Origin of the sequence: Mycobacterium shimoidei, assembly GCF_900417275.1 — a bacterium.
GTDB lineage: Bacteria > Actinomycetota > Actinomycetes > Mycobacteriales > Mycobacteriaceae > Mycobacterium > Mycobacterium shimoidei.
Genome location: NZ_UEGW01000001.1, coordinates 2,334,328 through 2,356,146 on the forward strand (window position 1 = coordinate 2,334,328; position 21,819 = coordinate 2,356,146).

Sequence of the window (21,819 nt, forward strand, 5' to 3'; positions counted from 1 at the left end):
GCCCGAGCGACGCTTGCGGAGCGAGATCAACGATGAAAGTTATGGGCCAGCTTGCGATGGTGATGAACCTCGACAAGTGCATCGGCTGCCACACCTGCTCGGTGACCTGCAAGCAGGCCTGGACCAACCGCACCGGCACCGAGTACGTCTGGTTCAACAACGTCGAAACCCGCCCGGGTCAAGGTTATCCACGCACCTACGAGGATCAGGATCGTTGGCGCGGGGGTTGGATCCGCGACAAGAAGGGCCGGCTGAGATTGCGCGACGGCGGCCGGATCCACAAGCTGTTGCGGATCTTCGCCAACCCCAAGTTGCCGGAGATCAACGACTACTACGAGCCGTGGACCTACGACTACGAGAACCTGACCTCGGCACCACTGGGCGACACGTTCCCGGTCGCCGCGCCGCGCAGCCAGATCACCGGCGAACCGATGAAGATCACCTGGGGACCGAACTGGGACGACAACCTCGCCGGATCGCCGGAGATCCTGGCCGAGGACCCGATCCTGAAGAAGGTCAGCCAAGTTTCCCAAGAGGTCAAGCTTGCGCTCGAAGAGACCTTCATGTTCTACCTGCCGCGTATCTGCGAGCACTGCCTCAACCCGTCTTGCGTCGCCTCCTGCCCGTCCGGCGCGATGTACAAGCGCAGCGAGGACGGCATCGTGCTCGTCGACCAGGACCGCTGCCGTGGTTGGCGGATGTGCGTGTCCGGATGCCCTTACAAGAAGGTGTATTTCAACCACAAGACGGGCAAGGCCGAGAAGTGCACGTTGTGCTACCCCCGCATGGAGGTCGGCCTGCCGACGATCTGTTCGGAAACGTGCGTCGGGCGGCTGCGCTATCTGGGGCTGGTGCTCTACGACGCGGACCGGGTGCTGCAAGCGGCGACGGTGGAAAAGGACACCGACCTGTATGAGGCGCAATGCGACATCTTGCTGGACCCCAACGATCCCGAGGTGATCGCCGCCGCGCGGGCCGGTGGCATATCCGACGACTGGATCGAAGCCGCGCAACGTTCGCCCATTTATGCGCTGATCAAGACGTACAAGGTGGCGCTGCCGCTGCATCCGGAGTATCGGACCATGCCGATGGTCTGGTATGTGCCGCCGCTTTCGCCGGTGGTCGACGCGATCAGTCGCGACGGGCACGACGGCGAGGAGGTCGGCAACCTGTTCGGCGCGATCGACGCGCTCCGCATCCCGATCCAGTACTTGGCTGAATTGTTCACCGCCGGTGACGTTTCCGTTGTCGACGCGGTGCTGCGGCGACTGGCGGCCATGCGCTCGTACATGCGCGACATCAACCTCGGCCGCGAGACCCAGCCGCATATCCCGGCGGCTGTCGGGATGACCGAGGAGCAGATCTACGAGATGTATCGTCTGCTCGCGATCGCGAAATACGAAGATCGCTACGTCATTCCGACCGCCTACACCGGCGAGATTCCGGCCGCCGCGCACGACATGGAGTGTTCGTTGTCGGGCGACGGCGGTCCGGGCATGTATGAGTCGGGTCCGTTCGACAACGCCGCCGAGGAAGCGGTGCCGGTTGCGGTGGAGGCGTTCCACGCGATGCAGCAGCGGCCGGGCTCGCCAGGACCGGCCGGCGACGCCCGCCCTCGGTCGCGAGTGAACCTGTTGAACTGGGACGGCAGAGGTGTGCCGGCCGGGATGTTCCCCGGGAAGCAGAAGCAATGAAACTGCTGAACAGATCGCGAGGACCCGCGCGCAGTGACCGGTTGGTGTGGCAGGCAGCGTCGTTGCTGTTGGCCTACCCCGACGAACAGCACGACGAGCGGCTCGACACCGTCGAGAGGCTGCTGACCCATATCGACGGGCGCGCCGCTGAGCTGCTGGCCCGCACGGTCGCCGCGCTGCGGGCGACCGATCCGCTGGCCGCCGCCAGCGACTACGTCGAAACCTTCGACATGCGGCGTCGGTCGACGATGTACCTGACGTACTGGACCGCCGGCGACACGCGCAACCGCGGGCGGGAGATGCTGGCATTCGCCACCGTCTACCGGCAAGCGGGAGTGCAGCCGCCGCGCAATGAAGCCCCCGACCACCTGCCGGTCGTGCTCGAGTTCGCGGCGACCGTCGACCCGGAGGCGGGCCGGCAACTGTTGGTCGAGCACCGGGTGCCCATCGACGTGCTGCTACAAGCCCTGACCGAAGCGCAGTCGCCGTACGCGGACACCATCGCGGCCGTGTGCGAGACGCTGCCCGGCGTTACCGACCAGGATGTGCAGCGCGCCCGCCGGTTGGCCGACTCCGGGCCGCCCGCGGAAGCTGTTGGCCTGCAACCGTTCACATTGACCGTGCCACCACGACGGGAAAAAGGAGGCGGCTAGAATTGGATCGCGCCGCAATTTTCTGGGACATCTCCCCGTACGTCACGTTGGCGGTCTTGATCGTCGGCAGCTGGTGGCGCTATCGCTACGACAAGTTCGGTTGGACGTCCCGTTCCTCACAGCTCTATGAGTCGCGGCTGCTGCAAATCGCCAGTCCCATCTTCCACTTCGGCATCCTGACGGTGTTCGCCGGGCACGTGATGGGTTTGGTGATTCCCCCGCGGTTCACCGACGCACTGCATATCAGCCAGGAGGCCTATCACGTCCAGGCGGTGCTGCTCGGGACCATCGCGGGTACCGCCACCGTGATCGGTATCGGGTTGTTGATCTACCGGCGGATGACCAGTGGACCGGTGCGGATGGCCACCACGTTGTCCGACAAGGTGATGTATGTGGTGCTGGCGCTGGCGCTGCTGGTGGGCTTGTACTGCACCTTGCTCGGCACCGGAATGGGTGGCCACGCCCACGTGTACCACTACCGCAACACGGTGGGGGTGTGGTTCCGCGGCATTTTCGATCTGCGGCCGGGCGGCGAGAACATGGTCGGCGCACCGCTCGACTACCAGTTGCACGCCGCGATCGGCATGGTGCTGTTCTGCTTGTGGCCGTTCACCAGGTTGGTGCACGCCTTCAGCGCGCCGATCGGATATCTGTTCCGGCCCTACATCGTCTACCGCAGCCGCGAGGCGGTCCGTTCCCGTGACGCGGCGGGCGACAAGAAGGAAGTCAAGAAAGAAGACCGGGAAATAGTGGGGTCGGCGCCGCGCCGACGCGGCTGGTAGCGCCTCGATTTCCGCGAACGCAAGCCGCACTGGCAGAATCACCCGGTGCAATTCCGCAACGTCGCCATCGTCGCGCATGTCGACCACGGCAAGACGACCTTGGTGGACGCCATGTTGCGGCAGTCCGGCGCGCTGCATGAGCGCGGCGAGGCCACCGAGCGGGTGCTCGACACCGGTGATCTGGAGCGCGAAAAAGGCATCACGATCCTGGCCAAGAACACCGCCGTGCACCGCCATCACCCCGACGGATCGGTGACCGTCATCAACGTGATCGACACCCCGGGCCACGCGGATTTCGGTGGTGAGGTCGAACGCGGCCTGTCGATGGTCGACGGGGTCCTGCTGTTGGTCGACGCCTCCGAAGGTCCCCTCCCGCAGACGCGGTTCGTGCTGCGCAAGGCGCTGGCTGCGCATCTGCCGGTGATCCTCGTCATCAACAAGACCGACCGGCCCGACGCCCGCATCGCCGAGGTCGTCGACGCCAGTCACGACCTGCTGCTCGACGTGGCCGCCGACCTCGACGACGACGCGGCCAAGGCCGCCGAAGCGGCCCTCGGGCTGCCCACCCTGTACACCTCCGGACGCGCCGGGGTAGCCAGCACCGTGCCACCGTCGGACGGCCAGATTCCGGACGGTGAGAACCTCGATCCGCTGTTCGACGTTCTGCTGCAACACATTCCACCGCCCAGCGGCGATCCAGACGCTCCGTTGCAGGCGCTGGTGACCAACCTCGACGCGTCGGCGTTCTTGGGCCGACTGGCGCTGGTCCGCATCTACAACGGGCGATTGCGCAAAGGCCAGCAAGTTGCCTGGCTGCGCGAGATCGACGGGCAACCCGTCGTCGCCACCGTGAAGATCACCGAACTACTGGCCACCGAAGGTGTCGAGCGCTCACCGACCGAACAGGCCGTGGCCGGCGACATCGTCGCGGTCGCCGGTATCCCGGAGATCATGATCGGCGACACCCTCGCGGACCCTGCGAATCCCGTTGCGCTGCCGCGCATCACCGTCGACGAGCCGGCGATTTCGGTGACCATCGGCACCAACACTTCGCCGTTGGCAGGCAAGGTGCCCGGGCACAAGCTGACCGCACGAATGGTGAAGGCGCGGTTGGACACCGAGTTGGTCGGCAATGTGTCGATCCGGGTGCTCGACATCGTCCGGCCCGACGCCTGGGAGGTCCAGGGCCGCGGTGAGCTGGCACTGGCGGTGCTGGTCGAGCAGATGCGCCGGGAGGGCTACGAGCTGACGGTCGGCAAGCCGCAGGTGGTCACCAAGATCATCGACGCCCAACTGCACGAGCCGTTCGAGGCGATGACCATCGATTGCCCCGCGGAGTACGTCGGTGCGGTCACCCAGTTGATGGCCGCCCGCAAGGGCCGCATGGTCGAGATGGCCAACCACGCCACCGGTTGGGTGCGGATGGATTTCGTGGTGCCCAGCCGCGGGTTGATCGGCTGGCGCACCGATTTCCTCACCGAAACCCGCGGCACCGGGATCGGCCACGCCGTTTTCGACGGTTATGCGCCGTGGGCGGGAGAGATCCGGGCCCGCCACACCGGGTCGCTGGTGTCCGATCGCAGCGGAACCATCACGCCGTTCGCGCTGCTCCAGCTGGCCGACCGGGGACAGTTCTTCGTCGAGCCCGGCCAGGACACCTACGAAGGCATGGTCGTCGGCGTCAACGCGCGCCCGGAAGATCTCGACATCAATGTCACCCGGGAAAAGAAACTGACCAATATGCGCTCCTCGACTGCCGACGTCATCGAAACGCTGCCCAAGCCGCTCGAGCTCGACCTCGAGCAGGCCATGGAGTTCTGCGGACCCGACGAGTGCGTCGAGGTGACGCCGGAGGTGGTGCGGGTGCGCAAGGTCGAGCTGAACGCCGCGGCCCGGGCACGTAGCCGTGCGCGGGCCAAGGCCCGGGCGTAGATGGGGCTAGCGACCGGGCGATCGGCCGATACCCTGTGGGGCGTGCTGAAACCAGCTCGCCTCGCCATCGGTGTGCTGGGGTCGTCCCTGATGCTGGTGAGTTGTACGGTCAACCCGCCGCCGGCGCCGCAGAGCACGGAAACGCCCAAGAGCACGGAGCCGCCGCCGCAGCGGGTCACTCAGATCATCATGGGCATCGACTCGATCGGAGCCGGGTTCAACCCACACCTGGTGTCGGACCTGTCGGCGGTGAACGCCGCGATCAGCTCGCTGGTGTTGCCCAGCACATTCCGGCCGGTGCCCGACCCCTCCGAGCCGACCGGATCGCGCTGGGAAATGGATCCGACACTGTTGATCTCCGCCGAGGTGACCAACGACAACCCCTTCACGGTGACCTACAAGATCCGACCCGAGGCGCAATGGACCGACAACGCGCCGATCGCCGCCGACGACTTCTGGTATCTGTGGCGGCAAATGGTCGGCCAGCCCGGTGTGGTCGACCCGGCCGGCTACGACCTGATCACCGGCGTGCAATCGATCGACGGCGGCAAGCAGGCCGTCGTCACCTTCGCGCGGCCGTACCCGGCGTGGCGAGAGTTGTTCAACAACATCCTGCCCGCCCACATCGTCAAAGACGTGCCGGGCGGCTTCCCCGCCGGGCTGGCGCGCGCGTTGCCGGTCACCGGCGGGCAGTTCCGGGTGGAAAACATCGACCCACAACGCGACGAGATTCTGCTGGCCCGCAACGACCGCTACTGGGGCCCACCCGCCAAACCCGATCTGATCTTGTTCCGGCGTGCCGGTGCGCCCGCGGCGCTGGCCGATTCGATCCGCAACGGCGACACCCAGGTGGCTCAGGTGCACGGAGGGTCGGCGGCCTTCGCGCAGCTGTCAGCGATCCCGGAGGTGCGGACCGCGCGGATCGTGGCGCCGCGGGTCATGCAGCTCACGTTGCGTGCCAATGTGCCCAAGCTGGCCGATGTTCAAGTGCGCAAGGCGATCCTGGGACTGCTCGACGTCGACCTGCTCGCCGCGGTGGGCGCCGGCAGCGACAACACCGTGACGCTGGACCAGGCGCAGATCCGCTCGCCGAGCGACCCCGGGTACGTGCCGACAGCGCCGCCGGCGATGAGCCAATCAGCAGCGCTGGCTTTATTGCAGTCGGCGGGATATCAGATCGAAAACGACACCTCGCCGACGGTGCCGCCACCCACAGATCGGACGCCGAGCAGCGGGGCGCCGGAGATCACCCGGGGCCGGATCAGCAAGGACGGCAATCAGCTGTCTCTGGTCATCGGGGTAGCGGCCAACGACCCGACGTCGGTAGCAGTGGCCAACACTGCCGCCGACCAGTTGCGCAACGTCGGTATCGCCGCGACGGTCCTCGCTTTGGATCCGGTGACGCTCTATCGTGACGCGCTGACCAACAATCGGGTGGACGCCATCGTCGGATGGCGCCGGGCCGGAGGGAATCTGGCGACGTTGCTGGCCTCCCGGTACGGGTGTCCCGCGCTGGAGGCCACGACGGTGTCGACGTCGGTCGCGGCGCCCGCCCCGACCCCGGGGGCATCCCCGACCTCTACGTCAGCTTCCGCCACCACGTCGACCACCCCGACACCGACGACGCCGAACCGGGGGCCCGAGCCGGGAGCGCTGGTGCAGGCGCCGTCGAACATCACCGGGATCTGCGACCACAGCATCCAGTCGAACATCGATGCCGCGCTGGCCGGCACGAAGAACATCAACGACGTCATCAATGCGGTCGAGCCGCGGTTGTGGAACATGTCGACGGTGCTGCCGATCCTGCAGGACACCACGATCGTGGCCGCTGGCCCCAGTGTCCGCAATGTGAGTCTCTCAGGTTCGGTGCCTGTCGGAATCGTCGGCGACGCCGGTCAATGGATCAAAGTTGCCCAGTGAGCTGGCCATCGGTGCTGGACGCGCCGTCGCTGCGAGAACGCTGAAAAACCGACATTAAGCCTTGCTCTCAGGCTTTACTCAGGTAAGATTTGGCTGCCCACACCGGCACGTGGCCATTACCCCTGGGGGCCGACATGCAACTCGCCGCTCGTCACAGCCTCGCCGCGACCGTTGCGCTTACTGCGGTAGGTGTCATCGCGGTTACACCGGGCGTGACACCGGTGCTGACACCGAGGTTGACGCCGCCACGACTTGAGGTCCGCTCGCCGGCGGTGCAGGCCACCGGAGACAGCAGCATCTTCCTGCCGTTGCCGGTCGGAGACCCTGGCTTCGACAAAGAGTATTTCGATGGTCTGCTGACGGTGGACCGGGACACCATCGGTGCACTGGGCGACCTCGCAGGCCCGACGATCGACGGTCTGAACGGCGCAAATGCGATCGTCCACGAAACCGACTTCATCGAAAACCCGCTGACCAGTCTCTTCAACGCCAACGGCATCGTGGTCGACCCGGCTGACGCCAGCGCCATTGCTCCTGCGCTGAACCTCGAGACGCCCGGCATCAACGGGGCCGTCAACGGGTCGTCGCTCGGTGCCACCGATGGGGCCGGCTCCCAAGCCGCCGCGCTCGCAGGCGCGCAGGGTCCCTTCTTGACCGCTGACCTCGCCAATGCCATGAGCGCCTTCGCTGTCGATCTCGCGAACCTGGAAGCCTCGCTGACGACACTGGGCAACGACCTCGCTTCTGCCGGCGAGGATTTCAGCAGCAATTTCGTCGTTCAGAGCGAGGCTCTCGGGGAAGCGCTGCAGGACCTCAACACGACCGCCTTCGTCGCGGCGCTGCAGAACCTCATCAACACAGCCGCCTTCGAGGCCGTCCTGGCCCAAGATCTTCCGGCCGTCTTCCAAGACGTCATTGCCTTCGGCAATGTCGTGGAGCTCGGGCAGATCATCGGCATGGGCGCCCTGCTCGGCGCCTTCTGATCTCAGCGCGACTACACGGGAGTGATCTGCTGAATCACCGTGTCGACGACCTGTTTGAGGAACCGCTTGTTGGGCGGAACGCCGTTGAGTAACAGGTACTGATTGATCAATGCGGGTCCCACGCGTGCCGTCAGCGGGGTCAGCCGCGCCGGGTCGATCTCGCCGTTGTCCGTTCCGGCCTGCAGGATGGATTCGATGATGCGCAAACGGGGTTCGACGACGGCGTCGGCAAAGACGAGACGCAGTTCCGGTTCGTGGATGAGCTGGCCGATGATCGGCAGGCTTGGAAATGCCGTTTTGCCGGCCAGCAAATTGCAGTGAGCGGTGAAGACTTCCAACAGGTTTTCCCGCACCGACCGGCCCTTTCGCGGCTCGGGTAGGGGGGGCAGCGCGTAGCGCAACGCATCCTGAACCAGCGCACGCTTAGTCGCCCAACGTCGATACAGCGCGGCCTTACCGGTCCGCGCTCGTGCCGCGATGCCCTCCATGGTGAGCCCGGCATATCCAACGGCAGCCAGCTCATCCAGCGTCGCGTCGTACAGTGCGTGCTCGAGTTCCGCACCCCGGCGGCGGCCGCGGACCGCGCTGTTTTGTCGCACCATGATCTTGATCGTAGCCGTCGGCGGCCTTCATTTGGTGCTGCTAGCTCGGCGTTTGCGGCGGCGCGTGCACTATTGCGCTGCGGGCAGCCTTGTATTGTTCGTCCATGCCCGAGACGCCGCGACTGCTGTTCGTGCATGCCCATCCCGACGACGAAAGCCTGACCACCGGGGCGACCATCGCCCATTACGCCGCACGTGGCGCGCAGGTGCACGTCGTCACCTGCACCCTCGGCGAGGAGGGCGAAGTCATCGGCGACCAATGGGCACAGCTGGCCGCCGATCACGCCGACCAACTCGGCGGCTACCGCATCGGCGAGCTCACTGCGGCGTTGCGGGCCTTGGGGATTGGTCCCCCGATCTTTCTGGGCGGCCCGGGTCGTTGGCGTGACTCGGGCATGGCCGGTACCGCACCGCGGCAGCGACAGCGCTTCATCGACGCCGACGAGCGCGAGGTCGTCGGCGCACTGGTTGCGCTGATCCGCGAGCTGCGTCCGCATGTGGTTGTGACCTACGACCCCAACGGCGGCTACGGGCATCCCGACCACATCCATACTCACGTCGTCACCACCGCGGCGCTGTCGGCGGCAGCCACCGACGATGCCTACCCGGGGACACCGTGGGCGGTGCCGAAGTTCTACTGGACGGTGATCGCCAGGACCGGCATTGGCGCCGGCCTGGCCGCGCTAACACCCGATGACCTGCGACCCGAATGGGTGGTGCCGCAAGAGGGCGGGGAATTTGACGGCTTGGTGTACTCCGACGAACAGATCGACGCCGTCGTCGACGCCCAGGACGCTGTGGCCGCCAAGGCGGCGGCGCTCGCCGCGCATGCCACCCAGGTCGCCGTCGGCCCGACCGGACGGGCGTGTGCGCTGTCGAACAACCTCGCCTTGCCCATCATCGGCCAGGAGCATTACGTCCTTGCCCACGGCAGTCCCGGCGAGCGGGACGCCCGGGGTTGGGAGACCGATCTGCTGGCCGGTCTCGACCTGTCCGGGCCGACGACGCGGTAGGCTCCAACACCATGGATCCCGACCTGGACTACAACCAGCAACACTGGCAGGACCGGCTCGACAGCTTCCAGTGGGTCATCTCCTCGATCTATTCGCAGATCGACAGCATCCCCACCTGACCGACACCAAGCCGCGCGCCCGCCCGGTTGACGAAACCGGTGCGACAGATCCGGCCACCCGCATCGTCGTCCTGACGTTGCTGGCCGTCGACGGGATCCTCTCGGCACTGGCCGGCGCGCTGTTGCTGCCCACCTACATCGGTTCGATCCCATTTCCCGTCAGCGCGTTGCTCAGCGGCCTGCTCAACGCCGCTTTGGTCTGGGCCGCCGGGCGCTGGACGAAGTCGGCGCGGGTGGCGGCCTTGCCACTGTGGACCTGGTTGCTGACGGTGGCCGCGATGACCCTGGGGGGACCGGGGGGCGATATCATCCTCGGCGGTCAGGGGGTGATGGCCTACGGCGCGCTGTTGCTGATCGTGCTGGGCACGGCACCGCCGGCATGGGTGCTGTGGCGACGCAAAGTCCGGCACTAGCTTCCCGTCGAGCGCGCTCGCCGGTCGGAATCCGGCTGGCGCTACTGTTGCCCCTATGGCAGGCGCCGAGGCTGCAGATCGGTGGAACCCGCGGATGAAATTCGACCGAGCGGAAGTTACACGAACGTGCCGCTGACCCCAGGCGACCAGACCGTCGCGTTGCCGAACCCCGTGGTCCCATCAAAACCGAGCCCGTCGGCGCTGCGGCGTGTGCTGAGGCGCGCCCGCGACGGGGTGGCGCTCAACGTCGACGAGGCGGCGATCGCCATGACCGCACGCGGCGACGATCTCGACGATCTGTGCCGCAGCGCGGCCCGGGTGCGCGACGCGGGTTTGGAATCGGCCGGGCGGCGTGGCTCGACCGGGCGGCTGCCGGTCAGCTATTCGCGCAAGGTGTTCATCCCGGTGACCCATCTGTGCCGGGACAGCTGTCACTACTGCACCTTTGTCACGGTGCCGGGCAAGCTGCGCGCCCAGGGCGCCGGCATGTACCTGGAGCCCGACGAAATCGTGGACATCGCCCGTCGCGGCGCCCAACTCGGTTGCAAGGAAGCGTTGTTCACGCTCGGCGACCGGCCGGAGGACCGCTGGCCCGAAGCGCGCCAGTGGCTTGACGAACGCGGCTACGACTCCACCTTGTCCTACGTGCGGGCGATGGCGATCCGGGTGCTCGAAGAAACCGGGCTGTTGCCGCACCTGAACCCCGGGGTGATGAGCTGGTCGGAGCTGTCGCGGCTGAAGCCGGTCGCCCCGTCGATGGGCATGATGCTGGAAAGCACGTCGCGGCGGCTGTTCGAAACCAAGGGACTTGCGCATTACGGCAGTCCGGACAAGGATCCGGCGGTCCGGTTGCGCACGCTGACCGATGCCGGCCGGCTGTCGATTCCTTTTACCACCGGCCTGCTGGTCGGCATCGGTGAGACACTGCGCGAGCGCGCCGAGACCTTGCATGCGATCCGCAAGTCGCACAAGGAGTTCGGACACGTTCAGGAAGTGATCGTGCAGAACTTCCGAGCCAAAGCGCACACCGCGATGGCGTCGGCGCCCGATGCCGGGATCGACGATTTTGTGGCGACGGTGGCTGTCGCGCGGCTGGTGCTAGGCCCGGGCATGCGCGTGCAGGCGCCGCCGAACCTGGTGTCGCGCAAGGAATGTCTGGCGCTGATCGCTGCCGGCGTCGACGACTGGGGTGGCGTCTCGCCGTTGACCCCTGACCACGTCAACCCCGAAAGACCTTGGCCCGCTTTGGATGAGCTTGCCGCCATCACCGCAGAGGCCGGCTACGACCTGGTGGAGCGGCTGACCGCGCAGCCCAAGTATGTGCAGGCCGGGGCGGCGTGGATCGACCCGCGGGTTCACGCACACGTCGCGGCGCTGGCCGATCCGGCGACCGGGCTGGCCCGCGACGTCAAACCGGTGGGCATGCCGTGGCAGGAGCCCGACGACGTCGGGTCATCCGGCCGGGTGGATCTGAACGCCGCGATCGACGTGCAGGGCCGGGCCACTGAGACTCGCAGCGACCTCGACAGTGCGTTCGGCGACTGGGATTCCATCCGCTCGCAGGTGCACGAGCTGGCCGCCCGTGCGCCCGAACGCATCGACACCGACGTCTTGGCCGCGTTGCGCGCGGCCGAACGCGACCCGGCCGGTCTGAGCGACGCCCAATACCTGGCGTTGGCCTGCGCGGACGGCCCGGCGTTGGACGCCGTTGCCGCACTGGCTGATTCGCTGCGACGCGACGCGGTGGGTGACGACGTGACTTTCGTGGTGAACCGCAACATCAACTTCACCAACATCTGCTACACGGGCTGCCGGTTCTGCGCGTTCGCTCAGCGCAAGGGCGATGCCGACGCCTACTCGCTGTCGACAGCCGAGGTCGCCGACCGGGCGTGGGAGGCGCACGTTGCCGGTGCCACCGAAGTCTGCATGCAGGGCGGGATCGATCCGGAGTTGCCGGTCACCGGCTACGCCGATCTGGTGCGCGCGATCAAAGATCGAGTGCCGTCGATGCACGTGCATGCGTTCTCCCCGATGGAGATCGCCAACGGGGTGACCAAGAGCGGTCTGTCGATCCGGGAGTGGTTGATCGGTCTGCGCGAGGCCGGCCTGGACACCATCCCCGGTACCGCCGCCGAGATTCTCGACGACGAAGTGCGGTGGGTGCTGACCAAGGGCAAGCTGCCGACGTCGATGTGGATCGAGATCGTGACCACCGCGCACGAGGTTGGACTGCGGTCGTCGTCGACGATGATGTACGGCCACGTCGACAACCCCCGGCATTGGGTGGGCCACCTGAATGTGTTGCGCGACATTCAGGACCGCACGGGGGGTTTCACCGAATTCGTGCCGCTGCCGTTCGTGCATCAGAATTCGCCGCTGTACCTGGCGGGCGGGTCGCGGCCCGGGCCCAGCCACCGAGATAACCGCGCGGTCCATGCACTAGCACGAATCATGTTGCACGGAAGGATTTCTCACATCCAGACCAGCTGGGTGAAGTTGGGTGTGGAGCGCACGCAGGTGATGCTCAACGGCGGCGCTAACGACCTGGGCGGCACGCTGATGGAAGAGACCATCTCGCGGATGGCCGGATCCGAGCACGGGTCGGCCAAGACGGTGGCGGAGCTGGTTGCGATCGCCGAGGGCATCGGCCGCCCGGCACGTCAGCGCACCACCACCTACGCCCCGCTGGCCGCCTAACCCGCTGCGCGGGCCGAAGTCGAGCTGCTGAGCTCTTTACGCCATGCCCGGCGGGGGGTATACACAGCCCCATGAGGCTGGCGTTGGCCGCTGTCGCGCTACTGATTCTTGCGGTTAGCGGGTGCAACGGCGCTAAAGAAACTCCTCCGCAGCAGACTTCTTCGGTAGCAGAGTCCCCGGCGCCAACCGAGTCCGCGGCGCCAACCGAGTCCCCGAAGTTCGCCGTGTCCAGTTCGGCGTTCGCGGACAACGCCGAGATCCCGGTCGAGTACACCTGCAAGGGCCGCAATGTGCCGCCGCCGCTTCGCTGGGAGAACGTGCCTGCAGCGGCCAAGTCGCTGGCTCTGGTCGTCGATGATCCCGACGCCGTCGGCGGGCTCTACGTTCACTGGGTGGTCACCGGCATTCCGCCGTCGACCACCGAAATAGGGGGCGGTCCGCTACCTGAGCAAGCGAGCGTCAGCTTGAACTCCGGCGGCAAAGCCGAGTATCTAGGCCCGTGTCCACCCGCCGGGACGGGCGTGCACCACTACCGCTTCCAGCTGTACGCGCTGAGCGAACCGTTGGCGTTGGCACCGACCACGGCGGCACAGGAGGCAACCCAGAGCATCGCCAATGCGGCCATCGCCGACACCCGCACGGTTGGCCTATTCAGCGGCTGACGAGCCGCCAGTGCGCGAATTAAAGTCGCGCGGCGAGCTGGGTGCCCTGCCGGATCGCGCGCTTGGCGTCCAACTCGGTGGCCAGCGCGGCACCGCCGATGATGTGCGGGGTTACGCCGTGCGCACGCAATCCGTCTTCGAGGTCGCGCACTGACTCTTGGCCGGCGCACACCACGACGTTGTCCACGGCCAGCAGCCGCGGTCGCTGCCGGCTCGCCCCGAAGCTGATGTGCAGCCCGTCGTCGGTGATGCGCTCGTAATTGACTCCGGAAAGCTGTTGCACACCTTTGGCTCTCACCGATGCACGGTGTACCCAGCCGCTGGTCTTGCCCAGCCGTTTGCCCTGCGGGCCCTTGGTGCGCTGCAGCAGATACACCTCACGGGCCGGCGGGGCCGGGATCGGTGCCACCAGCGCCCCGCGGGCTTCCTGCGGGTCGGCCGCGCCCCATTCGGCCTTCCATTCTTTTAGATTCAGCGTCGGCGAGGTTTCGGTGACCAGCAATTCGCAGACGTCGAATCCGATGCCGCCGGCACCGATGACGGCCACACTCTTGCCTACCGCCTTGATGCCGGTGATGGCCTCGGCATACGTCAGCACCATCGGATGGTCTATGCCGGGGATCGTCGGTATCCGCGGCGCCACACCGGTAGCCAGCACGACGTCGTCGTAACCGATGAGCTCGTCGACCGTGACGCGGACTCCCAGCCGCACCGCAACGCCGTGTTTGTCCAGCATTGTCGTGAAATACCGGATGGTTTCGCTGAATTCCTCTTTCCCGGGAATGCGCCTGGCCAGGTCGAATTGGCCGCCGATGTAGTCGTTGGCCTCGAACAGCGTCACGCGGTGGCCACGTTGGGCGGCGTTGACCGCCGCGGCCAGCCCGGCCGGGCCCGCGCCGACCACCGCCACGGTGCGCGCACGCCGGGTCGGCGACAGCACCAGCTCGGTCTCACGGCCGGCCCGCGGATTCAGCAGACACGACACCGGCTTATGCGCGAACGCATGATCCAGACAGGCCTGGTTGCAGGCGATGCAGGTGTTGATCTCGTGGGCTCGATCCGCGGCGGCCTTGCGCACCCACTCCGGATCGCTCAACAGCGGCCGCGCCATCGAGACCAGCTGCACGTCGGTGTCGGTCAGGATTTGTTCGGCGGCCTGCGGCATGTTGATCCGGTTGGACGCCACCACCGGGATGCTGACCTGGGTGGCGACGGCATGGCTGATATCGACGAACGCGCCGCGCGGAACCGAGGTGACGATCGTCGGCACTCTCGCCTCGTGCCACCCGAAACCGGAGTTGATCATTGTCGCGCCCGCAGCCTCGATTTCGGTTGCCAGAGCGATGGTTTCATCCCAACTCTGACCGTCCTCGACGTAGTCGGCCATTGACATCCGGTAGCAGATGATGAAATCCGGGCCGACAGCGCTCCGGGTGCGACGCACGATCTCCACCGGAAAGCGGCGACGGTTTTCAGCGCTGCCGCCCCAGATGTCGGTGCGCTTGTTGGTGCGCGGAGCCAGGAATTGGTTGATCAAGTACCCCTCGCTGCCCATGATCTCCACGCCGTCGTAGCCCGCTTCGCGGGCCAGCTGAGCGCACCGGACGAAGTCAGAGATGGTGCTGAGGACACCGCGCGACGACAGTGCCCGTGGGCGAAATGGGTTGATCGGCGCCTTGATTGACGAGGCACTCACCGACAGCGGGTGGTACGCGTAGCGTCCTGCGTGCAGGATCTGCAGCAAGATCTTGCCGCCGGCCTCATGGACCGCACTGGTGACCCGCCGATGCCGTCGGGCCTCGGCGGGGGAGACCAGCTGCGAGGCGAACGGCAACAGCCAGCCGGTCCGGTTGGGGGCATAACCGCCGGTGATCATCAGCCCGACGCCGCCACGGGCGCGTTCGGCGAAATACTCGGCCAGCCGGTCGATGTGGCCTGATCGGTCCTCCAACCCGGTGTGCATCGATCCCATCACCACCCGGTTGCGCAGCGTGGTGAAGCCAAGATCCAACGGCGACAATAGTTTCGGATACGTCATGGCTTGTCCCCCAGTGCCGCTGCCACCTCGTCCAGCCACTCGATCACGCCCTCCTGGGCGCGGATGCCGCCGCGTAGCACCAGGTACTGATGCAGCGCGGCACCGCGCAGCGCCGACGAATCGGGGAATTGGCTCTTCTCGAATCCGCGGTAGATGTCCAGCAATTCGGCATGCTCGGCACGCAACATCATGACCTGGGTGCGTAGCACCGACACGTCACCGTAGGCAGCTCCCCGCAACTTGACTGCCAAATCGCGGGTGCGGGTGTCTGACAGCGCGCTGCCGCGCCCCGATAGCGGCTCGCCAATCCAGCGGGCCAGCTCGGCCCTGCCTGCATCAGAAACCGCGTAGACCTTCTTGTCCGGTCGGCCCCGTTGAGCGATGCGGGTAACGCGCACCCAGCCGTCACCCTCCATTGCCCGCAACGTACGGTAGATCTGCTGATGGGAGGCGGTCCAGAAGTAGCCGATCGAGCGATCGAACCGATGAGCTAACTCGTAGCCCGAACCGGACTGTTCACACAGTGACACCAGGATCGCGTGCTGTAGCGCCACCGGGGCAGCATAGGGAGAATCCAGCGCCATATGCAACTAGTTGCACTGCACCAAGGCGCATAGGGGGTGGCACGTGGTTGCTTTTTGTCTGCAACGTCTAGTATCAGTAACCAACGGATCCGCGTCGTTGACCCGCACCTGGAGGAGACCTTCGTGACGTACACGATCGCCGAACCCTGCGTCGACATCAAAGACAAGGCATGCATTGAGGAGTGCCCGGTCGACTGCATTTACGAGGGCGCTCGGATGCTGTATATCCATCCCGACGAGTGCGTGGACTGCGGCGCATGCGAGCCGGTCTGCCCCGTCGAGGCGATCTACTACGAAGACGACGTGCCCGAACAATGGAGCCACTACACCCAGATCAACGCCGACTTCTTTGCCGAGCTCGGCTCACCGGGCGGGGCGGCAAAGGTCGGCATGACCGAGAACGATCCGCAGGTGGTCAAGGATCTGCCCCCACAGGGTGAGGGCGACTGAGCGGCTTGGGCACTCGCCGGCCGCCGGTGTCGGCGTCGTTGCCGGTGTTCCCCTGGGACACCCTCGATGAGGCGCGGGCGCTGGCCACTGCGCACCCCGACGGCGTCGTCGACCTGTCCGTCGGCACGCCCGTCGACCCGGTCGCGCCGCGGATCCGGGAGGCGCTCGCCGCCGCCAGTGCGTCCTCGGGATATCCCGCCACCGCGGGCACGCCGCGACTTCGGGAGGCGGCGGTCAAGGCGCTGAACCGCCGCTACGGCATCACCGGGGTGACCGAAGCGGCGGTGCTGCCGGTCATCGGCACCAAGGAGTTCATCGCCTGGCTGCCCACGCTGCTGGGTCTGGGACCGCAGGATCAGGTGGTAGTACCCGAATTGGCTTACCCCACTTACGACGTGGGGGCGCGGCTGGCCCGTACCCAGGTGATCCACGCCGACTCGCTGACCCAGCTTGGGCCGCAGACGCCGGCGCTGGTGTACCTCAATTCCCCGAGCAATCCGACCGGCCGGGTGCTTGGCGTGGACCACCTGCGCAAAGTCGTCGGGTGGGCCCGTGAGCGCGGCGCCCTGGTGGCCTCCGACGAGTGCTACCTGGGCCTGGGGTGGGATACCGAGCCGCTGTCGGTGCTGCATCCGTCGGTGTGCGACGGCGACCACACCGGCCTGCTCGCACTGCACTCGCTGTCGAAGAGCTCGTCGCTGGCCGGGTATCGGGCCGGCTTCGTCGCGGGCGATCCCCGGGTAGTCGCCGAGCTGCTGGCGGTGCGCAAGCACGCCGGGATGATGGTGCCCACCCCGGTGCAGGCCGCCATGGTCGCCGCACTGGACGACGACGCCCACCAGGACGAGCAGCGCGGCCGCTACCGGCGTCGGCGTGACGCGTTGCTGACCGCCTTCCGGTCGGCCGGTTTCACCGTCGACCATTCCCAAGCCGGGCTGTATCTGTGGGTGACCCGCGGTGAACCGTGCCGAGACACCGTCGCGTGGCTGGCGCAGCGCGGCATCCTGGTTGCGCCCGGCGAGTTCTACGGCCCGGGTGGGGCTCGTCATGTGCGGGTGGCGTTGACCGCGACCGATGAGCGCATTGCCGCGGCGGTCGCGCGACTGTCGGGGAAAGCGCCGTGTAATACCGTCGCAGTGTGAGCGACTACGACCGCGAAGCGGTGGACCGGCTGGCGTTTTGCACCCCGGAGAAGTCCGAACGGTACCGCACGGAGAACTACACCGGAGCTGTCGGACTCAACTGGTATCGCAGCGACCCGAGCCTGCAGTTCATCATGGCGTACTACCTGCAGCCGGACGCCCTGGCAGTAGCCGAGCCGCATCTGAGCAGCATCGGCGAGCTGATGGGCGGCCCGGTGGCGCGGTGGGCCGAGGAGACCGATCGCAACCCGCCGCGACTCGAGCGCTACGACCGCTGGGGCCACGACGTCAGCCGAGTCGTACAGCCGGCATCATTCAAGCAGTCCAAACGCGCGGTGCTCGACGCCAACCAGGCGCTCAAAGACGGTGTCCGCCAAGCCGGATTCAACCCGACGCTGCCACTGTTCGCGGCGAACTACCTGCTGAACCAGGCCGACATCGGGATGAGCTGCGCGCTGGGCACTGGCGGCGGCATGGTCAAATCACTGGTCGCCGCCTACGCCCCGGCCGACGTGCGTGAGCATGTGCTGGCCAAATTCGCCAGCGGCGAATGGGAAGGCGAAACCGCCCAGCTGCTGACCGAACGCACCGGCGGATCAGACCTCGGTGCGTTGGAGACGACCGCGACCCGGCACGGTGATGCCTGGCTGCTCAACGGATTCAAGTGGTTTGCGTCCAACTGCGACGGGCAGGTGTTCGTGGTGCTGGCCAAACCGGAGGGCGCGCCGGACTCGAGCCGGGGCGTCGCCAACTTCCTGGTGCTGCGCACCCGCCGCGACGGCTCCCGCAACGGGGTGCGGATTCGTCGTCTCAAAGACAAGCTCGGCACCCGGTCGGTCGCCTCCGGCGAAATCGAATTCGTTGACGCGGAAGCGTTTTTGCTCTCCGGTGAACCGTCCGGTGAAGGCCCGCACGACGGCAAGGGGCTGGGACGGATGATGGAGCTGACCAACTCCGCGCGGCTGGGCATCGCGCTGTTCGCGGTCGGCAACGCACGCCGCGCACTGGTCGAGTCGCTGTGTTATGCCCGGCAGCGACAGGCGTTCGGCGGCGCGCTGATCGACAAGCCGTTGATCCGGCGCAAGCTCGCCGAAATGATCGTCGACGTCGAAGCGGCACTTGCGTTGACATTCGACGGCACCGGGTCTGTCAATCACCGCCAGCCCAAAGCCGTGCCCCAACGCATCGCGGTTCCGGTCACCAAACTCAAGGTCTGTCGGCTCGGCATCACCATGGCCTCGGATGCGATCGAAATCCACGGCGGCAACGGCTATATCGAAAATTGGCCGGTAGCCCGGCTGTTGCGTGACGCGCAGGTCAACACCATCTGGGAGGGACCCGACAACATCTTGTGCCTGGACGTTCGTCGCGGGATCGAACGCAGCGAGGCGCACCAGCCGCTGTTGGAGCGGCTACGCGACGCGGTGTCGGTTTCCGACGACGACGCGACGACGCAGCTGGTGTCACGCCGGATCGACGACCTCGACGCGGCGATCACGGCCTGGCGGAAACTGGACGGCAGCGTGGCCGAAGCGCGGCTTTTCGCGCTGGCCCAATTCATGGGCGATGTCTACGCCGGTGCCCTGCTCACCGAGCAGGCCGCCTGGGAGCGCGCCACATTCGGCACGGATCGCAAGGCGTTGCTGGCGCGGTTGTACGTGCAGCGGTACCTGGCGGATCCCGGGCCGCTGCGCGGCGTCGACATCGAGGGCGACGAGGCACTGGAACGTTTCGACGACCTCGTCGGCGGTGCGCTGGTCACCGACTGAGGGCGTTGTCGCCCAAATCGAGCTAGAGCGTGGTGTCGTGAGGTGGCGGCCGATGCGCGCGGTACCGGCGATCCAGCACCGCGGCTTCGTGGAATTCCTCCTCGGTGTGGTCGGGCCGCTGTTCACACGGCGGCGCAGCGGAATTCGGCGACTTGGCCCGCATCCACGCGATCAGCACGGCCATCAGGATGACGGTGCCAGCAGCGGTCAATGGCAGCGTCAGAACGCGTCGGTGGAGCAGCGCGCTCTTACACTCGTCCACGTAGTGGGTGGCGGCCCCGGGAGGCTGTTCATGATCGTCGACAGTCGCCTGCAACAGCTGGGTGACATAGCCATTGCCGCATTTGACCTGCAGGCCGTACCTGTCATATGAGTCGAGGTAGACCGGGAAGGACAGCGCTATCAGGCCAACGGCCAGCAGCACGGCGCCGATCAGCATGCCCAACCGGCCGCGGGTGATCACCCTCGCGTCCATGCCTCTAATTTTGCCTTCGGACGGCGCTGCCGTTAACCCGTCAACTATGCGCCGACGAGCCGGCGGGCATGCTCCTGCTCGTCTCGGTGAACATCGCTCGGGGCGTCGGACTGCAGGCACCAGGTGGTAATCCGCCCGTCCGGCCCGCTCAGCCGGCCGCCGGCAAGCGCACCAGCGATCAGGACCCGGACCCGGTGTTCGTTGGCCGGCTCGGTGGCGAACAGGACCCGAACTTCGAAGCGCTCGCCGACCGGCGTAACCGTCGTGTGGTGAGGCGCCAACGGACACGGCGGTTGATGGTCCCAGTGCCCGCACAGCGCAACGGTTATCGCGCCACCGACCGCGCGGGAGTCTGCCCCGGGCTCGATCGTCACAACGGCGTCATGAGCGTAGGCTTCGCGCGCCACGGGTACTGATGCTACCGGGCCTGATCGATATGAAATCTGGCCGCTTTGCGGATGGATTCCTCGACGGGCTCTGGCTTCCACCCGAGTTCGCGGGTGGCCTTGCTGTGGTCGAGTGGTGACATCAGTTCGGCGGTGCGCAGCCCGACAACGGCAAACGGAAAGTCGCGCCGCAGGATTCGTCCGGCGAAGTCGTTCAGATATGCGGCCGCGTATAGCAGTGGCAGGGGGAGTTTGATGCGCGGCGCACGTCGACCCCCGGCGGTGGCGGCGATGCCATGGAGCTCCCGGGTGCTCATGTAGCGGTCGGAAATGATGTAGCGCTCACCGATCCGGCCACGCTCAGCGGCCAGCAGCATCGCCCGCGCGGCGTCCTCGATGCCGACCACTTCCATGGAGAAGTCGAAGTAGAACGGAAACTTGCCGCGCGCCACTTGGCCGATCAGCGCCCCGTGCGGCGTGGGCCCCCAGTCGCCGGGCCCGTAGGTGTTGGAGATGCACATCGCGACCGCAGGCAGGCCCTTTTCCCGCACGTACGTCATCACCAGGTTTTCTGCAGCCACGCGGGAAGCGATGTAGGCGCCGCCCTCGTCCCAGTTGTGCGGAGCGTCTTCGGTGACCGGCGTACCGTCGCTGATCGCCATTGTTCCTGCGGTACTGGTGAATACGAACCGCCGCAGCCGCGCCTCTACGGCAGCGTCGAGGACGTGCTGCAATCCCTCCACGTTGGTGCGAAACAGCGGCGTGGGATCGCGCAGCCACATCCGCGCATCTACCACGCAGTAGAAGACGACGTCACAGCCCGCCATCGCGCTTGCCAACGCCGCGTCGTCGAAGATGTCGCCGTAGCAACGCTCGACGTCGAGGTCGTCGATGCCCTTGGTAGAACTCGTGTGCCGCAGCATGACTCGTACGTCGTCGCCCCGGGCAACCAGCTGCCGGGTGACATGAGAGCCCAGAAATCCACTGGCGCCGATCACCAGCTTCTTCATCGCAGCCGCCGCCTTGCCACCCGCCCTGCAGCGGTCCGCATCCGGTTCGAAATACGTACGGAGAGAACCGGATTGAAGATGTCCTCGCGCAGTCGGGTCAGCTTGGAGGTTTTGATGCGCCACTGCCCGGCGGCTTTCTCGTAGGTCTCGTGATAATGCCCGTAGCCTTGCAGGTTGAGTCCCGGACCGAGCCTGACCACATCGTTGAGCGCCCAGACGCCCGTCGCCGTGGTGGGCGAGGTCAGTTCGATCTCCGGGGCGTGCACCTGATGGACGGTGGGCTGCGAGGGCTTGCCCAGGGTCCGGCGAATGAAGCTGATGAACTCTTCGGCGCCGGTTATCACCTTGCCGCCCGCTTCGCTGGTGTCACTGACGAAATCGTCGGCAAAGACCTCGCGCCATGCTTGCCAGTCCTTGGCATCCAGGTGACGGCAATATCGTGCCTTCAAACGTTTGATCGCTTCGATTTCTGCCAACGTGACTGCGTCGTCCACG

The 21,819-nt window shown here is 66.5% G+C and carries 20 protein-coding genes; 13 read left to right on the top strand and 7 right to left on the bottom strand.

The genetic code is table 11. The features are described from left to right. Positions 1 to 32 precede the first annotated feature (32 nt). From narH to MSP7336_RS11540, 6 genes are all read left to right on the top strand, one after another. Complete coding sequence (narH, locus tag MSP7336_RS11515; RefSeq protein WP_069396972.1) at positions 33 to 1,694, top strand: nitrate reductase subunit beta; 1,662 nt, start codon at positions 33 to 35, stop codon at positions 1,692 to 1,694. Then, positions 1,691 to 2,347 (top strand): nitrate reductase molybdenum cofactor assembly chaperone, encoded by a 657-nt coding sequence (gene narJ, locus MSP7336_RS11520; RefSeq protein ID WP_113963738.1) that lies wholly within the window; start codon positions 1,691 to 1,693, stop codon positions 2,345 to 2,347. The genes narH and narJ overlap by 4 nt, the downstream gene beginning before the upstream one ends. 2 nt (positions 2,348 to 2,349) lie before the next feature. After that, positions 2,350 to 3,129, top strand: a complete 780-nt coding sequence (gene narI, locus MSP7336_RS11525) for a respiratory nitrate reductase subunit gamma (protein WP_069396970.1) — start codon at positions 2,350 to 2,352, stop codon at positions 3,127 to 3,129. A 45-nt stretch (positions 3,130 to 3,174) separates the two neighbouring features. Then, a complete protein-coding gene (typA, locus tag MSP7336_RS11530; protein ID WP_113963739.1) occupies positions 3,175 to 5,061 on the top strand; it encodes a translational GTPase TypA in 1,887 nt (628 codons plus the stop codon). Beyond that, positions 5,062 to 6,981: an ABC transporter family substrate-binding protein gene (locus MSP7336_RS11535; RefSeq protein ID WP_084226521.1), complete on the top strand. Its 1,920-nt coding sequence runs from the start codon at positions 5,062 to 5,064 to the stop codon at positions 6,979 to 6,981. Positions 6,982 to 7,070: 89 nt separating this feature from the next. Beyond that, positions 7,071 to 7,964 carry a hypothetical protein gene (locus tag MSP7336_RS11540; RefSeq protein ID WP_139819672.1) on the top strand — a complete coding sequence of 298 codons (894 nt, stop codon included), beginning with the start codon at positions 7,071 to 7,073 and terminating at the stop codon, positions 7,962 to 7,964. An 11-nt stretch (positions 7,965 to 7,975) separates the two neighbouring features. Here MSP7336_RS11540 and MSP7336_RS11545 read toward each other — a convergent pair whose 3' ends face one another. Then, positions 7,976 to 8,566, bottom strand: a complete 591-nt coding sequence (locus tag MSP7336_RS11545; protein ID WP_069396967.1) for a TetR/AcrR family transcriptional regulator — start codon at positions 8,564 to 8,566, stop codon at positions 7,976 to 7,978. Between the two features lie 104 nt (positions 8,567 to 8,670). On the opposite strand from MSP7336_RS11545, the gene mshB reads away from it, so the two are divergent. The 4 genes from mshB to MSP7336_RS11565 all read left to right on the top strand — a co-directional run bounded on the left by mshB (position 8,671) and on the right by MSP7336_RS11565 (position 13,470). Next, a complete protein-coding gene (gene mshB / locus MSP7336_RS11550) occupies positions 8,671 to 9,579 on the top strand; it encodes an N-acetyl-1-D-myo-inositol-2-amino-2-deoxy-alpha-D-glucopyranoside deacetylase (protein ID WP_069396966.1) in 909 nt (302 codons plus the stop codon). Between the two features lie 70 nt (positions 9,580 to 9,649). Beyond that, entirely contained in the window at positions 9,650 to 10,111 is a 462-nt protein-coding gene (locus MSP7336_RS11555) for a hypothetical protein (protein WP_069396965.1), read from the top strand. Between the two features lie 126 nt (positions 10,112 to 10,237). Further along, positions 10,238 to 12,808, top strand: coding sequence for a bifunctional FO biosynthesis protein CofGH (locus MSP7336_RS11560; RefSeq protein ID WP_069396964.1), 2,571 nt, complete (start codon positions 10,238 to 10,240; stop codon positions 12,806 to 12,808). Between the two features lie 71 nt (positions 12,809 to 12,879). After that, positions 12,880 to 13,470, top strand: coding sequence for a YbhB/YbcL family Raf kinase inhibitor-like protein (locus MSP7336_RS11565; protein WP_113963740.1), 591 nt, complete (start codon positions 12,880 to 12,882; stop codon positions 13,468 to 13,470). A gap of 19 nt (positions 13,471 to 13,489) precedes the next feature. Here the strand turns inward: MSP7336_RS11565 and MSP7336_RS11570 are convergent, their stop codons facing one another. Both MSP7336_RS11570 and MSP7336_RS11575 read right to left on the bottom strand, forming a co-directional pair. Next, positions 13,490 to 15,508 carry an NADPH-dependent 2,4-dienoyl-CoA reductase gene (locus MSP7336_RS11570; protein WP_113963741.1) on the bottom strand — a complete coding sequence of 673 codons (2,019 nt, stop codon included), beginning with the start codon at positions 15,506 to 15,508 and terminating at the stop codon, positions 13,490 to 13,492. After that, positions 15,505 to 16,062 carry a PadR family transcriptional regulator gene (locus MSP7336_RS11575; protein WP_113964877.1) on the bottom strand — a complete coding sequence of 186 codons (558 nt, stop codon included), beginning with the start codon at positions 16,060 to 16,062 and terminating at the stop codon, positions 15,505 to 15,507. The genes MSP7336_RS11570 and MSP7336_RS11575 overlap by 4 nt, the downstream gene beginning before the upstream one ends. Before the next feature lie 153 nt (positions 16,063 to 16,215). Here MSP7336_RS11575 and fdxA point away from each other — a divergent pair, with 153 nt between their 5' ends. From fdxA to MSP7336_RS11590, 3 genes are read left to right on the top strand one after another with little or no spacing between them, the layout of a single operon-like run. After that, complete coding sequence (fdxA, locus tag MSP7336_RS11580) at positions 16,216 to 16,542, top strand: ferredoxin (RefSeq protein WP_069396961.1); 327 nt, start codon at positions 16,216 to 16,218, stop codon at positions 16,540 to 16,542. A gap of 26 nt (positions 16,543 to 16,568) precedes the next feature. Then, a complete protein-coding gene (gene dapC, locus MSP7336_RS11585; RefSeq protein WP_113963742.1) occupies positions 16,569 to 17,684 on the top strand; it encodes a succinyldiaminopimelate transaminase in 1,116 nt (371 codons plus the stop codon). Beyond that, entirely contained in the window at positions 17,681 to 19,453 is a 1,773-nt protein-coding gene (locus MSP7336_RS11590; RefSeq protein WP_113963743.1) for an acyl-CoA dehydrogenase family protein, read from the top strand. The genes dapC and MSP7336_RS11590 overlap by 4 nt, the downstream gene beginning before the upstream one ends. A gap of 22 nt (positions 19,454 to 19,475) precedes the next feature. Here MSP7336_RS11590 and MSP7336_RS23810 read toward each other — a convergent pair whose 3' ends face one another. From MSP7336_RS23810 to MSP7336_RS11610, 4 genes are read right to left on the bottom strand one after another with little or no spacing between them, the layout of a single operon-like run. Further along, positions 19,476 to 19,928, bottom strand: coding sequence for a hypothetical protein (locus MSP7336_RS23810; RefSeq protein WP_181786704.1), 453 nt, complete (start codon positions 19,926 to 19,928; stop codon positions 19,476 to 19,478). 44 nt (positions 19,929 to 19,972) lie between these two features. Further along, on the bottom strand, positions 19,973 to 20,335 hold the full coding sequence (locus tag MSP7336_RS11600) for a hypothetical protein (protein ID WP_113963744.1): 363 nt from the start codon (positions 20,333 to 20,335) through the stop codon (positions 19,973 to 19,975). Positions 20,336 to 20,346: 11 nt separating this feature from the next. After that, positions 20,347 to 21,324 (bottom strand): NAD-dependent epimerase/dehydratase family protein, encoded by a 978-nt coding sequence (locus MSP7336_RS11605; RefSeq protein WP_113963745.1) that lies wholly within the window; start codon positions 21,322 to 21,324, stop codon positions 20,347 to 20,349. Next, a complete protein-coding gene (locus tag MSP7336_RS11610; protein ID WP_113963746.1) occupies positions 21,321 to 21,818 on the bottom strand; it encodes a nuclear transport factor 2 family protein in 498 nt (165 codons plus the stop codon). The genes MSP7336_RS11605 and MSP7336_RS11610 overlap by 4 nt, the downstream gene beginning before the upstream one ends. Between the last annotated feature and the right edge of the window lies 1 nt (position 21,819).